Below are 12717 nucleotides of genomic sequence, written 5' to 3' on the forward strand. Positions count from 1 at the left end.
TGACTGTGTAAATGTTATCACTGTCTACTTGACGAGGAGGGGGTGCCAGCCGCATTTCTACATCTTGTATCTTTATAGAGATTTATCCAGGGATTCGCCGCGGCGAAATCCCTGGATCATTTTTGACGAAAAAGAAAAAAGGACACCAATCATACAGAAATAGCGATGCTACTCCGCACAATCAGTATCCTCACGCTGGACATATTTGAATCAGGTCAAACTTATCGATATACACAATATCTTTGAGATTCTCATACTACTGCGAGAAAATGAACCAGTTCCTTTAAACTTGACTCAGAGAATTTAAAGCCTTTCTAAACTCTTTTCATCATCCTTGGCATATCTATAGAAAAGTTCGCTATAGAATGTACTTTGAGCAGTCTATCCGGAACGAAGATACCCGGATGAAAAAATTTTGAAGGGTTTTTTAAGAATAGGTTCATAAAACTACGAATGCCAAGATTAGGAGCTTGTTGTTTTATTGGTGGGTTTGTCATTAATTGGGGATTCATTAATGAATATCTCTTTTCTTAAAACGCCCACCGCGTACTTCAGCCATATCTGCTATAGCCAAAAAAGCATTTGGGTCATTTTCTTCGACAATTTCTTTAAGTTTTGCTTCCTCAAGACGGGTAATCACACAAAATATCACTTTTTTATCGTCACCAGTAAATGCTCCTTCACCGCTCAAGTACGTAACGCCGCGACCTAATCGATTCATGATAGCATCCCCAATGGCTTCCGAATTATCACTGATAATCCATGCCGACTTCGATTCATCTAATCCTTTAATGACAACATCAATCGTTTTAAACGCAATCACATAGGCTAAAATTGAATACATCGCTCTATCCCAGGTAAAAACAAATCCGGCAGCACCTAGAATGAAGATATTAAAAAACATGATGATCTCGCCAACGGAGAAAGGAAGTTTTTTGTTCATGAGTATAGCAAGTATTTCCGTGCCATCCAAAGCTCCACCATAACGAATGACAAGACCTACTCCTGTACCGAGAATCATTCCGCCAAAAATGGTAGCCAGCAAAATGTCTTCGGTAAAGGCGGGAACAGGATGAAAAAGGGAGGTAAAAATCGATAAAACGGTAATCCCAAACAACGTGGAAATAGCAAAGGTTTTTCCAATTTGCTTATAGCCCATAAAAAAGAACGGAAGGTTTAAAAGAAAAATAAAAATTCCAAGACGAAAACCCGTAATGTGCGAAAGCATAATGGAAATACCTGTTATGCCTCCATCAATAACGTTATTAGGGACTAAAAAGATTTCAAGTCCTACTGCCATTAAAACAGCCCCGATGAAAATAGCACTTGTCCTTTTAATGATTTTAGCTTTAGATAACCGTTGATGTTGAATCTGTGCCTTACTCAATTCAGTCAATTATTTTCCTCCTTTTCTACAGAATGGCTCTGTTTATTTTATTATAACAAAAACGTATGAATAATGTTATGGTAGACGAATCAAATATATTCTGCCGCTATTTTGCTTCTATCACCATGGCCATGCCGCTTTAATATTTCAAGTGCCTCTTGTGCGTATGGTTCATCCGTATTGATAACGTGATTTACCATCTTTTCTTCGTCCATAGCATTAACCATAAATCCCAGTGCATAGTTTGTGTCTTCATTTTTAAAACGGTAAATTTCATTTTCTCCTTTCCCCCTTCTCGTTTGGCAACAGAATGCTTATTTCGTTTCCTTATTCATCTACTCGTCTATTCTTGTGATTGTAAATTTACACCCATCTAATAACGGGCAAGAAAATGGGCAAGCATGTCGGCATATCTTTTACATAACACTAAAGAGAAGGAGGTCATAAGGTAATGGCGCCAATTGAAATTTTCGCATGGACATTATCAGCCATCTTAGGGATTGGCTTTATTATCTCTTTGGTGGCAGTATCAAAAAAACCGAAATACATTACTGAAATGGAACGTAAAAAACCTCATCTCCCTGAATAAAGGAGAGATAACCATGATAAAGGAAATACACATGCTAGCTGTACACGAATCACTTTTCCGTCTTTCCAACGAAACTAAGTTGCTAAACTTTTTCATGATCTGTACATTCGTTTTATTCCCCAAGTGTTCTTTTCCTTATCAGTTGTATCTTCTTTCTGTTCGGTTGTCTTTTCTTGTGTTACCATTATTTTTGAAAAAAATAAGCCCTTCCGTTGGGGAAGGGCTTTGTGATAAGCGGCGGATAAGAAAGTATGCCTTCGCTTTCGTATCAAACATCAACAGAGTGCACGTTTCATTACTAAGTCCACAGCTTTTATGCACTCCGAAAATCTATTATGTTCATTTCCCTACGTTATTTCAAGTGTTTTGCCAATTCTGCCTATTTCTCTTCATATCCCGGTATGCCAAGGAGGGCGAACATGTTAACCTCGTCTGTTTCCGTTACATTAAATTATCAGCGATGTTTCTACAAAGAAAAATCTTTCCTGTTTGACAACATCGATATGTTTACTGCTATCTACACAAAAGAGATCGCATCGGAAGCATTTATGTTATGGCCATAAAATATCCGGAAAATGACGAACCGCGCCAGGTTATTTTTGTTGTTGGTAATAACTATGGTTCATTGGAGTGCTTTTCGGCTTTTCCGCTATTTCTTTAGAAAATTCCATAGTCGCTAAGCTTGGTGTTCTCATTCGTTGATTCATCAAGCCGGTTATGCCACGCATCGCACGCTGAATCGGTTTTGGCATCATATACTGAGCGTTGCGTCCTCTTCTCATACTGAAAACGGCTGTCGCAGCAATTCCCAAGCCTAAACTTAATATAGTCCATACGATATTGTTATTGTTTCGGCGTCCCGTTAAGCGCAACAATTGGTTCCACATTCCTCTATTACGCCCAAAATTAAATAGACGTAAACGATTCACGACCTTTACACACTCCTCTTTTGGAATTTCCCTTGCGTTCGAAAAAAGAATGATTCTTTTTCGAACATTATTAACGTGTGTTTAGAGAAACAAGATCATACATGGAAAACATTTACTTAATGACAATGCATATTCTTATTCCAATGAGAAATGTTAATAATTGAAGGTGATTACGATTCAACATGCGAGGTTTTCTCCATGTCTATGCCAATGGAGGAAAAATGAGGTTTTCGGACTTGTTTTTGTTTGAAATTTGAACGATGAACATGCATGCATCATAGCCAATAAAAAATTCCCGCCAAATGGCAGGGTTCTAGCTTGCCGGCAAAATTGGCAAACTAAAAAGAACCTATATAGGTTCTTTGAAGATGATGTTGATGAAACCATCAATTAATGATTTATTCCGTTTGCGAATCGAGGAAAACGGATCCAAAGGATGAACCAAAGATTTTTTTGTTTTCGTTTTTTAGAAAACGCGCCGTCTTCCGAATCTTAAAAGAAAAAGAGCAGAGATTAAGAAAAATGGAATAAATCTTCTTCTAAAGCCGGTGCGAAGAAACATCCCTCCCCGTACTGGATCGACCCATTCTATTACTCCTCTATGGACCCATCCATTGCGATCAATAACCTCAACTGGTTCTCCCTGATATCTTCCTAAATATTCCATTTTATCCCCCCTTTCTTACACCGGAGATTTTGGAATAGGAGGTACAGGAACCATTCTCATTCATTTTTTTGAATAAGGCACCCCCGATAGGAGATGGAGAATACAGTGATTTTACGTTCATCGGTATACTAGATGATAGGCTTACTTTCCATCCATGTTTGTCCAAGCGGATATTTTGAAGAAGGACAGATCATGAACAATCTGCCCTTTGCTTTTTCAACAAACGAAACCAACCCTTCAGAATTAAATTAGAAGTTTAAAATGGTGTTTAATATCACCTTGCCGGGAATTAATAACCGCCATATCCGCCTAGACCTGTGCAAGAACAGCCTACAATAATAAGCAGGATGAATAAAACAACAACTAAGGTAAATACATTGTGATGTCTATCACTCATATCTAACACCTCCTATTGAGTATTGGGGAATGCTAATATACGATCCTTGCTTTTAAGATATGCTTTAAAAAAGAGTCAGCTTGTATAAATTCATCATCTGATAAGAAAAATCCACTTTTATCTAATTTCTGTCATTTCTCCTTCATTTTTTGACATAACATGCGTGAGAGGAAGTAAAAAGCTTAGATCCAAGTTAGAGTTTGGACTTTTAACCTCCTTGTTTATCAAGGAGGTTCGCTTGTTTTATAGGGTTCCAGTGAATATAACATAATACCAATACCTATTATTCTAAAAATGTACTATTGATAATGGTAGTTTGTCCGTTTCCATGTCGAATTTTTTTCATACTATAAACCAAAGCTACAGCAACCATTTCATAACAAAACATAATCAATCATGGTCTGTAGCTAAGTTCCTATAATCCATAAAAAAGGTGGTGGCGAGGAAGTGGCAGCTTTTCTCATGCTCTTCCGTGAAGCTTTTGAAGCTTCGATGCTATGTTCGATTTTGGCTACCTATCTCATTCTAATCGGACAGCGGGATCGTATCCGGAATGTTTGGACAGGTGTATTTGCAGCAATCATTGCATCACTCATCGCTGGTGTTGCAATTTACTCGACGGTTCAAAATTACGAAGGTACCTCCTTGGAATTACAAATTGAAGGTATATCCTATTTGCTTGCGTTTGGTATGTTAACGTACATGGCCACCTCGATGCAAAAGAACGAAAATCTAAAAGAAGGACTCGAATCAAGGATAGATTCAGCAATCAAAACGGGATCGAAGTTTGCTATTGCAGGCTTTACCTTTTTGGCAGTGTTCCGAGAAGGGCTTGAGATGGTCGTGTTTATGATTCCGTTAACGTCAATAACCAACCCGGTCCTAAATATAGTACTTGGTGTATTAGGGATTATAGCCGGAAGTGTAACTGGATATTTAATCTATGCTCTTGGGAAAAAGATCAATGTAAAATACTTTTTCAATCTTTCAACTTTTTTGCTTGTCATATTTGCTGCAGGATTTTTAGTAAGCGGAATCGGGGAATTTCAGCAACTTGGATGGCTATCATTCGGCAATGAAACGTTATGGGATACAAGTTCCATCTTGAGCAGTGACAGTGCTGCGGGGCATCTGTTGCACGCATTAGTAGGCTATACCGATAAGCCAACAAGTTTACAAGTGATCGGTTATGTTGTTTATTTAGCTTTAATTGGAATTTTGGCAATAGCTCGGAAACGTTCATAACAAATAACTTGACCGTCCGACTACCCTTCCTGTTCCTAGCTAATTTATCCATATGGAAGGAAGATGATAAGAGGAATGGAAAAAGCCAATTTTTCCCCTGTTGGGGGGAAAATTGGCTTGTATTATTAATTTTAGCCATTGTTATTCACCATTTGCACCATTTATGGTATAATTATCCAAAAAAAAAAAAAAACTTGAGAGGTCTAACATGGAAGCTGTCCATTCTTATTTGGTTTTGTCATGTTTGTTTGACTGTCTTTGGTGTGTAGTTCGCAGTAAGCTTAATAAAAAACATTAAAAAGAGAAAAAACAAATTTTAAAAGAGATTTCTAAAAACTTGGAGAATAGGGAGCAAGGAAGAAATATAAAATTTGTCTAGAACCACTTTTTTAAGGAGTCGACGGACTTGGACAATAAAGTACGTTTATTTTTAGTACTCTTGAGTAGTTTGTTCATCTTTGCCTTGAGTACATATAGAATCTTGACTAAAGATTTATCAGGTATTCCTTTATTCGTTGCATACATTTTCTCAATTATTGGACTTATAGGAATGACAACAAATGCTGTTAAGTTAATTAGAATGATTAGCAATTAGCGTTGCTTTATTGGGCAACGCTATTTTTACTAATAACAACATTTTTGCTGCACAGTATGTGTCTACTATGAAACACCATGCTTATTTTGTTTTTTAAACCTTAACTGTACTCATCACAACTTGATGAACTGGCTGACCAAAATCGGTAATATAGGTCAACAAATTATTTTTTTATATAACTTGTGATATCTGTCCGTTTCCAAAAGACCCGCTAATACATTTAATGTTTATAGATATTTATAGGGGGTGATTTTCCATGTTTTGTCCTAGACCAGTTATATGTCCACCTAGATTTGTGGTGCGGGACTGTTTCATTCCTCGTGTAGTCCCTTTTATTCATCCAGTTGTACACATTAATCGTCACAATATCGTCAATGTCCCTAGACATATTTTTAGACCTATTACAAGAAACGTAGTGGTTGACCCTGGATACCCTACTCATTGCTGCTAATCAACACGAATGCCCTACTTTTATTAAGTAGGGCATTTATATGGAACAAGGGTATTGCGCTTTTGTGTTTACATCACCCGTTTGATTAACAATGTTCGCATTTTCACAGATTAATTCATTTTCCGCTGATTTCAAGCAATTTACCTAACTCAAACATTGTACAAAACCTTACATCTTCATTATTTTTTATAATATTCGTGGTCATTTTGGTGATCACGTGGTCAAGAATGCAAGAGCCTTACTCGTCCTTCTTCTTTTATGATGAATAAAAAGAGCCTACTCAAAGCGAGTAGCTGATGCTGATGACAATCTTGCCTTACATAGGAGGTCAGTAGCCTTTTTTGTTGAAATAAAATAATAAAAAAGAGCCTAGTCGATTATTACTCTTCCCATGTCAGAGGTGAGAAATAATGAGGAGTTTTCTTCTTTCTAATCCCCCGACTGTTTACAAAAACGAATTGCTCTATTCCAGTAAAGGGAAAAATACCAGCCTGTACGAAATCATCTTCCCGTATAATCAAGGGTTGGGAGCGCACATTCACACTTCCGGCGAGGATTGCGCATTGGTGTTGTCTGGAACATTGACTTATTTTGTGGGCAATCGCGAAACGATCGTAGCCGAGCCGGGCAGTATCGTGTTTGGTTGGCAAAATGTCCTGCATGGGTACCTAAACCAAGAAAAAGAGCCGGTGCACCTGCTTGTTTTTGTTACTCCCGGCAAAATCGGATTGGCCTATCCCGATGATAATGACCCAATCGTGCGAAAAGTACCTGTGGAATGCCGTAAAGTTCACGCCGAAGAAGAGGTAAACGCCTCTTCTGAATATTCATCGTTTCAGACCGTTCTCATTCACGGCCGATACGAAGAATCTGTGGAACCGGACACATTCAAAGTCTTCATTGATTGGAAAAAGAAACAACTCTTTATTTTTGATGAAGAAAAAGTGGAACTAACAAGCGATGAGCCCATTCGTCTGCTCAAATATGTGGCCAAGAGTTAAGCACTATTAAAAAATATACCCCATTGTTGAAGGAGTAAAAGGAGCAGCGTTTTGGCTGCTTTTGAGGCTGTTAACAAAGAAGGTCAATAGCCTTACGGCGGAGATCATGCTCCGCCTTTTTTATTCTTCTCAAAATTCCTGCTTACACAACACCTCATGCGGAACTTCATATTGCCTGCACAACTTTCCTGAGATACCATGTACCAAAAAAGAGAGGCTGTTTCAAAAGGTTGTTAAACCGACCTTTTGGGGACAGCCTCTGTTTCTTTTCTTTACTATTTGGTTATTTATTCCTTTTTTTAAGCAGGAATTTCTCCTTATTTCTGAATTTTATCCTGTTTTTTCTTTGTTAGATCAGTTGTGGCCGCCCACTTTCTCAAATTGTGGGCAGCACAAATGATCCCCCATTCCACGGTAATTTTTGGGAGTCTCTTAACAAAGAGCGCTGAAATTACTGGTTGTGCTTGATTTGCCCAAACACCGGCTCGTTTTCGATTTGTCGTTTTCGGTATGTCGCCTTCGATATGTCGCCGCTCCTTCTTCCGTGGACAGCCGTTTACGGATCTCTTGCCGTTGTTGTTGATTTCTCAAGGAAACGCGGATGGTTTTCGTGTCTTTGCCTTTGGCGCATGCCGTCCGAAACGGGCATCCGGCACAAGCCGTACAACGATACGTCCGTTTGACGGCAACGTACCCGTTGTCGGTCGTTTCCTTCCGTTCATACACCAACACCAATCGTTCCCTCTTGGCGCAAATCCGCTCATCCAGCTCCTCATCATACGTCATGTTCTCGATTCGGCCGATCTCCTTCGCCCACGCTTTCGTTTGTTCCCAGTCCAACATGTTATACTTGATCAGGCGACTATCTCCTTTTTCTCACAGTACGTGTAGTTCTCCTCACTCCCATAGGCGGCCAATTGCTCCAAATGCGGAATGAAACATCCGGTATCCCCCGCCCGTTGATGCACGCTAAATCCAGTGATGAATTGGTTCTCTGTCCCAATCTGCACATTGTACCCCGGTTTGAGCTGGCCGTTTTTCATATGGTCGTCCTTCATCCGTTCCGACCGAAATCGGTTGACCGTGCGGAAATCCGGTGTTTGATGGCCGGATAGCCACATAAAGTAAATGTTTTCTTTCAACTGCTTGTCGATTTGGCGAGAGGAGTAGATCCGATTGGCGTAGGCATACAGGATGACTTTCCACATCATTTTCGGGTGATAGGCAGGACGCCCTCCGCCGGGGATAGAGGGAAGCAAGCAGAGCTGGATCCATTTTTTCCACTGCCAGATCCACGATCCGGCAAAGATGATGTTCTGGAATGAAAATTTCAAGATCCATTGGCAAAATGAGTTGATCTCAGTTATAATAAATGTACATAAGAAAACCGCCCTTTCTTTGGTAGGGTTGTGGTGACTCTGTTATACCCCAAAAGAGGAACGGTTTTCTTATTTTTTTTGCGAAAAAAAGGAGGGTGTCCGAAAAGCGAACGCTATGCGAACACTTTTGGGACATCCTCTACTTATGCAGTAAGCGGTCTTTTGTTTCTTCCCCATATAATTCAAAAGCTAACTTTTTTGGATTGTTGAACCTGTTGAATCATCGGAATCACTTCTTTTTCGGGAGTATGAATGCGAATGGCTTCGTCATCGCTGCGCGGAGAACCATGTACGAATAAAACTTCACCCAATCCGTCGATCTGGAGTACGCAAGATTCCGGCCATTCATTAAGCTCTATAAGTTATTCTTTGGATAGTTGTTCGATACACCAGCGATTGACGTCATCGATCATCGGACTTGCAGTAAAAACCCCTTGCGAATATTCATATACTTCCCGATCGGCATTTCCCCTGATAAAATAAACTTTCATTGTTTCCTGGAGGGTTTGAAGGCGATCCATTACGGCTCTTGGCTGTGGTCCCCAAACCACATCTCCATCTCCTCCGATGACAACTGTGTCAACGGATCGTTTTTCCAATTCTTCGATTACCGCTTACAATGCAAAACCATTTCCGTGAATGTCATAAAGAGCGGCAACTCGTTTCAATTGGTTCATCTCCTAAATTGATATATTCCTACTTTCATTTTTTGCATCTATTTTTAAAATACATATGTTTTAGAATTAGCTCACGTGCAGTTTCGATAATAATATCTTAAATATCTTATAGCATAAAACACCTTCAAAAAAAGGCGTTTGTTTTTACGATTCTAATTTACCTAGGATTATCCCTGCTATTTGATCCGTAAACAATACAAAATATTCTGTATTTAAAATTGTGTTGCTGCTTAGTTCTTTAATTGTTACATCCTCCAAAATAATGATTTTATCATGGTCGTAAGTTTCAATTTTTTCTTTCTCATATTGTTTTCTTTTTATTTTATTTATTGCGAGAGCCAAAGAAAATACGTTAACACCTTGAGACGACAGTTTTTCTTTTAAATCTTTATACAACTCTTCTCGGCTTTCAACATTAATTTTTTCTAACTTGCTAAATTTACCCGACACTAGAAAAGTTCCAGTTAAATAAGTCATATAAATATCACTTTTATCAACTTCTGAAAATCCATTTGCCGCCAACTCAAACGCCTTATCCAAGCAATTAATGAATTCTGTTTTCATATTAATTTTTTTCAAAATTTAAGCCCCTCCTTTGTATTTTTTCATTCAACAAAAGGATATTCTTAATTTATTGAATAAATGCAAAATAAGGGAGGTGAAATGTCATGATTATGCATCCTGTAGTTGCATCAAATTTAAGATCTGTTGGATACGATCCGATATCACAAACATTAAGAATCGAATTCCATAACGGCACTTATGAGTTTTCGGATTATTTCGACATACCTTTCCGCTTCCGACTTTTCAGCCGGCGCCAATCAATCGACCGGCGATTGTCATAGTCGTAATATTTTGACCGAGGCCGTTTTCGGTAAGCTTCCAATTCCTCCAGTGTCAGATAACTAATCGTGACTGGATTGTGTAATGATTTACAGTTCATGTTACCTCCTCCAATCGACATTTGATTTCATTGTGTGCCAGCTGCTTGTAGCAAGCAGTGCAGTCTTCATAGCGTAGAATGGTTACTAGTTATTTGAGCGTTTTGGTTACATGAAACCAGAACAAATAAAACCTGTGATGATTACGAAATTCATTCGCTCATTAATGAAGGATTATCTGAAGAATATGTTGAGTATATTCACTTCATTTTGAAAACAGCTTTTGATACAGCTGTCAAATGAGAATATGTTAAAAACAATATCATTCATAAAGTGGACAAGCCAAAACGAAAAAGAAAACAGGTAATACTTGGACGATTGAAGAATGCAATCGCTTTTTAGAATATGCGGAAAAGGATAGCAAACTACATTTCTATATCTTGTATCTTTTAGCGATTTATACGGGGATGCGCTGCGGCGAAATCCTTGGATTAAAATGAACCGATGTGAATTTCGAGCAGAAGAAAATTAGTGTAAGTAAAACATTTTATTATACGAAAGAAAACGGGATTTTTGAACAATCCACTAGGTCAAAATATGTGGTCAAATGACAAAAAATACAGCGCAACTCCTTGATAGAACAAGGATGTTGCGCTTTTATGTTTACATCACGCGTTTAAACATTTTCTCTAGTTCATACGTGGAAAAATGGATGATGATTGGGCGGCCATGCGGGCATGTAAACGGATCAGTCGTTTTGCGCAACGCTTCTAGGAGAGCAAAAATTTCGTCGTCGCGCAAGTGCTGGTTTGCTTTAATCGACTGCTTGCAGCTCATGAGAATCGCCGCCTTTTCACGAAGCTGCTTAATGTCAACCTTTTTCATGTCAAGGACTTGCTGGATCATTTCTTCGATAATCTCCGTTTCTTGCCCCTTTGGAAACCATGTCGGATGGGAACGGACAATAAACGTATGATGTCCAAACGGCTCAAGGAATACGCCGCATTTCGCAAGTTCCTCGCGATGGGTGTCAATCCATACATATTCGTCAGCCGGGTACTGCAGCGTCAGCGGGACAAGCAGCTCTTGGACTTCGTTTGTCACTTCGCCGACTTTTTCACGAAAATATTCGTACTTAATCCGCTCTTGGGCGGCGTGCTGGTCAATAATGTAAAGCCCTTGTTCGTTTTGCGCCAAAATGTAGGTGCCATGCATTTGTCCGATCGGGTAAAGCGGCGGAATGCGGTCGTTTTTGTGCTCCTGCCCGTTCCCCCCCGCTTGCTCCTCATGTTCCTCGGCTTCCATCGACCCGTCATATTCGTTCGGCTGTTCCCGTTCGTCTTCTTCCGGCAACATCCGCGTGCTTTCTTCTTTTTCTTCCTGCCAAGAAGTTGTTGGTTGCGGCTTTGCCATCTGTACGAGATCTGGCACAGATGGCTCTTTTACCACATGCTCAAACGTCCATGCCGCTTGTTCTGCTTTCGGTTTTGCCGCTTCCTGGCGGCTTATGGACATCGTTGGAATAAGCGTGCGCGTCCGGAACGCTTGGCGAACCGCCTCGGTCACAAGCTCGTTTAATTCCGCCTCTTTGCTAAAACGTACTTCCAATTTCGCAGGGTGCACGTTGACATCGACTAAAACCGGATCCATCGCAATCGACAGCAGGACAATCGGATAGCGGCCGATCGGCAGCAGCGTATGATATCCCGCTTCGATCGCTTTCATGAGCGGAATGTTGCGCACATACCGTCCATTGACAATGGCAGAAATGTAGTTGCGCGAGGCGCGCGTCACTTCGGGAAGGGAAATGTAGCCTTTAATCGTAAAATCAAGCGATTCTGCCTCGATAGGGATCATCTTTTTCGCGACATCCATACCGTAAATCGCGGCCAGCACATGGCGCACATCGCCGTTGCCGCTCGTGTAAAGCAGCTGTTTTCCGTGATGGCGGAGGCGGAACGAAATATTAGGATGCGCCATGGCAAGCCGATTGACGACATCGGTGACATGGCCGAGTTCGGTATGAATCGTTTTCATATATTTTAAACGGGCTGGGGTGTTGAAAAACAAGTTAGAGACGGTAATTTCGGTTCCCTTGCGGCTTGCCGTCCGTTCGTGTTTGACAAGTTCCCCGCCTTTTAGGACCACTTTTGTCCCCGGACCGTTTCCTGTGCTTGTTTTCATCTCAACTTCCGAAACGGAGGCAATGCTCGGCAGCGCTTCGCCGCGGAAGCCGAGCGTGCGGATGCGGAATAAATCGTGCTCGTCTTTAATTTTACTTGTCGCATGCCTTTCAAAAGCAACAAGGCAATCGTCTTCTTCCATGCCGTCTCCATTATCGATGACGCGAATTTTCGCCAACCCCGCTTCTTCGAGCTCAATTTCAATGGCCGTGCTGTTGGCATCAATCGCGTTTTCCACCAGTTCTTTCACGACGGAGGCAGGGCGCTCAACGACCTCCCCTGCGGCGATTTTGTTGGATAACTGGTCATCGAGCTTGCGAATTTTTCCCATTGCGT

General features: G+C 40.4%; 13 protein-coding genes and 1 pseudogene. 5 read left to right on the top strand and 9 right to left on the bottom strand.

Translation table 11 applies throughout. The features are described from left to right. Positions 1 to 511 precede the first annotated feature (511 nt). Complete coding sequence (locus tag BV455_RS02670; protein ID WP_061580185.1) at positions 512 to 1396, bottom strand: YitT family protein; 885 nt, start codon at positions 1394 to 1396, stop codon at positions 512 to 514. Positions 1397 to 1838: 442 nt separating this feature from the next. On the opposite strand from BV455_RS02670, the gene BV455_RS02675 reads away from it, so the two are divergent. Together BV455_RS02675 and BV455_RS02680 are read left to right on the top strand one after the other, a co-directional pair. Further along, entirely contained in the window at positions 1839 to 1976 is a 138-nt protein-coding gene (locus BV455_RS02675) for a hypothetical protein (RefSeq protein ID WP_017435055.1), read from the top strand. Positions 1977 to 2395: 419 nt separating this feature from the next. After that, positions 2396 to 2539, top strand: coding sequence for a hypothetical protein (locus BV455_RS02680; RefSeq protein WP_157787194.1), 144 nt, complete (start codon positions 2396 to 2398; stop codon positions 2537 to 2539). Between the two features lie 30 nt (positions 2540 to 2569). Here BV455_RS02680 and BV455_RS02685 read toward each other — a convergent pair whose 3' ends face one another. The 3 genes from BV455_RS02685 to BV455_RS02695 form a co-directional block, all read right to left on the bottom strand. Continuing rightward, positions 2570 to 2905, bottom strand: coding sequence for a hypothetical protein (locus BV455_RS02685; protein ID WP_218687739.1), 336 nt, complete (start codon positions 2903 to 2905; stop codon positions 2570 to 2572). Positions 2906 to 3371: 466 nt separating this feature from the next. Further along, complete coding sequence (locus tag BV455_RS02690; protein ID WP_218687740.1) at positions 3372 to 3572, bottom strand: hypothetical protein; 201 nt, start codon at positions 3570 to 3572, stop codon at positions 3372 to 3374. 289 nt (positions 3573 to 3861) lie between these two features. Then, positions 3862 to 3969 carry a YjcZ family sporulation protein gene (locus BV455_RS02695; protein WP_071997958.1) on the bottom strand — a complete coding sequence of 36 codons (108 nt, stop codon included), beginning with the start codon at positions 3967 to 3969 and terminating at the stop codon, positions 3862 to 3864. Between the two features lie 447 nt (positions 3970 to 4416). On the opposite strand from BV455_RS02695, the gene BV455_RS02700 reads away from it, so the two are divergent. Both BV455_RS02700 and BV455_RS02705 read left to right on the top strand, forming a co-directional pair. Beyond that, positions 4417 to 5214, top strand: a complete 798-nt coding sequence (locus tag BV455_RS02700; RefSeq protein ID WP_061580186.1) for an FTR1 family iron permease — start codon at positions 4417 to 4419, stop codon at positions 5212 to 5214. A gap of 1456 nt (positions 5215 to 6670) precedes the next feature. Continuing rightward, positions 6671 to 7261, top strand: coding sequence for a cupin domain-containing protein (locus tag BV455_RS02705; protein ID WP_042412530.1), 591 nt, complete (start codon positions 6671 to 6673; stop codon positions 7259 to 7261). A 317-nt stretch (positions 7262 to 7578) separates the two neighbouring features. Here the strand turns inward: BV455_RS02705 and BV455_RS02710 are convergent. The 3 genes and pseudogenes from BV455_RS02710 to BV455_RS02720 form a co-directional block, all read right to left on the bottom strand. Further along, positions 7579 to 8602: pseudogene (locus BV455_RS02710) on the bottom strand (transposase). Positions 8603 to 9002: 400 nt separating this feature from the next. Beyond that, entirely contained in the window at positions 9003 to 9191 is a 189-nt protein-coding gene (locus BV455_RS02715) for a hypothetical protein (protein WP_081162300.1), read from the bottom strand. A gap of 270 nt (positions 9192 to 9461) precedes the next feature. Further along, positions 9462 to 9896 carry a hypothetical protein gene (locus tag BV455_RS02720; protein WP_081162303.1) on the bottom strand — a complete coding sequence of 145 codons (435 nt, stop codon included), beginning with the start codon at positions 9894 to 9896 and terminating at the stop codon, positions 9462 to 9464. A 95-nt stretch (positions 9897 to 9991) separates the two neighbouring features. Between BV455_RS02720 and BV455_RS02725 the strand changes: the two genes are divergently transcribed. Further along, complete coding sequence (locus BV455_RS02725; protein ID WP_235605636.1) at positions 9992 to 10162, top strand: KTSC domain-containing protein; 171 nt, start codon at positions 9992 to 9994, stop codon at positions 10160 to 10162. On the opposite strand, the gene BV455_RS02730 is transcribed toward BV455_RS02725, so the two are convergent. Continuing rightward, entirely contained in the window at positions 10093 to 10260 is a 168-nt protein-coding gene (locus BV455_RS02730) for a hypothetical protein (protein WP_201028954.1), read from the bottom strand. The genes BV455_RS02725 and BV455_RS02730 overlap by 70 nt on opposite strands. Positions 10261 to 10861: 601 nt before the next feature. Continuing rightward, positions 10862 to 12712 carry a DNA mismatch repair endonuclease MutL gene (mutL, locus tag BV455_RS02735; RefSeq protein WP_061580191.1) on the bottom strand — a complete coding sequence of 617 codons (1851 nt, stop codon included), beginning with the start codon at positions 12710 to 12712 and terminating at the stop codon, positions 10862 to 10864. Positions 12713 to 12717: the final 5 nt, after the last annotated feature.

It is taken from the genome of Parageobacillus caldoxylosilyticus (assembly GCF_019272935.1).
In the GTDB taxonomy this organism is placed as follows: Bacteria; Bacillota; Bacilli; order Bacillales; family Anoxybacillaceae; genus Saccharococcus; species Saccharococcus caldoxylosilyticus.

Excerpts from the sequence above, each read along its gene's own strand:
- BV455_RS02675 (WP_017435055.1), top strand. The coding sequence starts at position 1,839 with ATGGCGCCAATTGAAATTTTCGCATGGACATTATCAGCCATCTTAGGG.
- BV455_RS02680 (WP_157787194.1), top strand. The coding sequence starts at position 2,396 with ATGTTAACCTCGTCTGTTTCCGTTACATTAAATTATCAGCGATGTTTC.
- BV455_RS02690 (WP_218687740.1), bottom strand. The coding sequence starts at position 3,572 with ATGGAATATTTAGGAAGATATCAGGGAGAACCAGTTGAGGTTATTGAT.
- BV455_RS02695 (WP_071997958.1), bottom strand. The coding sequence starts at position 3,969 with ATGAGTGATAGACATCACAATGTATTTACCTTAGTTGTTGTTTTATTC.
- BV455_RS02705 (WP_042412530.1), top strand. The coding sequence starts at position 6,671 with ATGAGGAGTTTTCTTCTTTCTAATCCCCCGACTGTTTACAAAAACGAA.
- BV455_RS02725 (WP_235605636.1), top strand. The coding sequence starts at position 9,992 with ATGCATCCTGTAGTTGCATCAAATTTAAGATCTGTTGGATACGATCCG.
- BV455_RS02730 (WP_201028954.1), bottom strand. The coding sequence starts at position 10,260 with ATGAACTGTAAATCATTACACAATCCAGTCACGATTAGTTATCTGACA.
- mutL (WP_061580191.1), bottom strand. The coding sequence starts at position 12,712 with ATGGGAAAAATTCGCAAGCTCGATGACCAGTTATCCAACAAAATCGCC.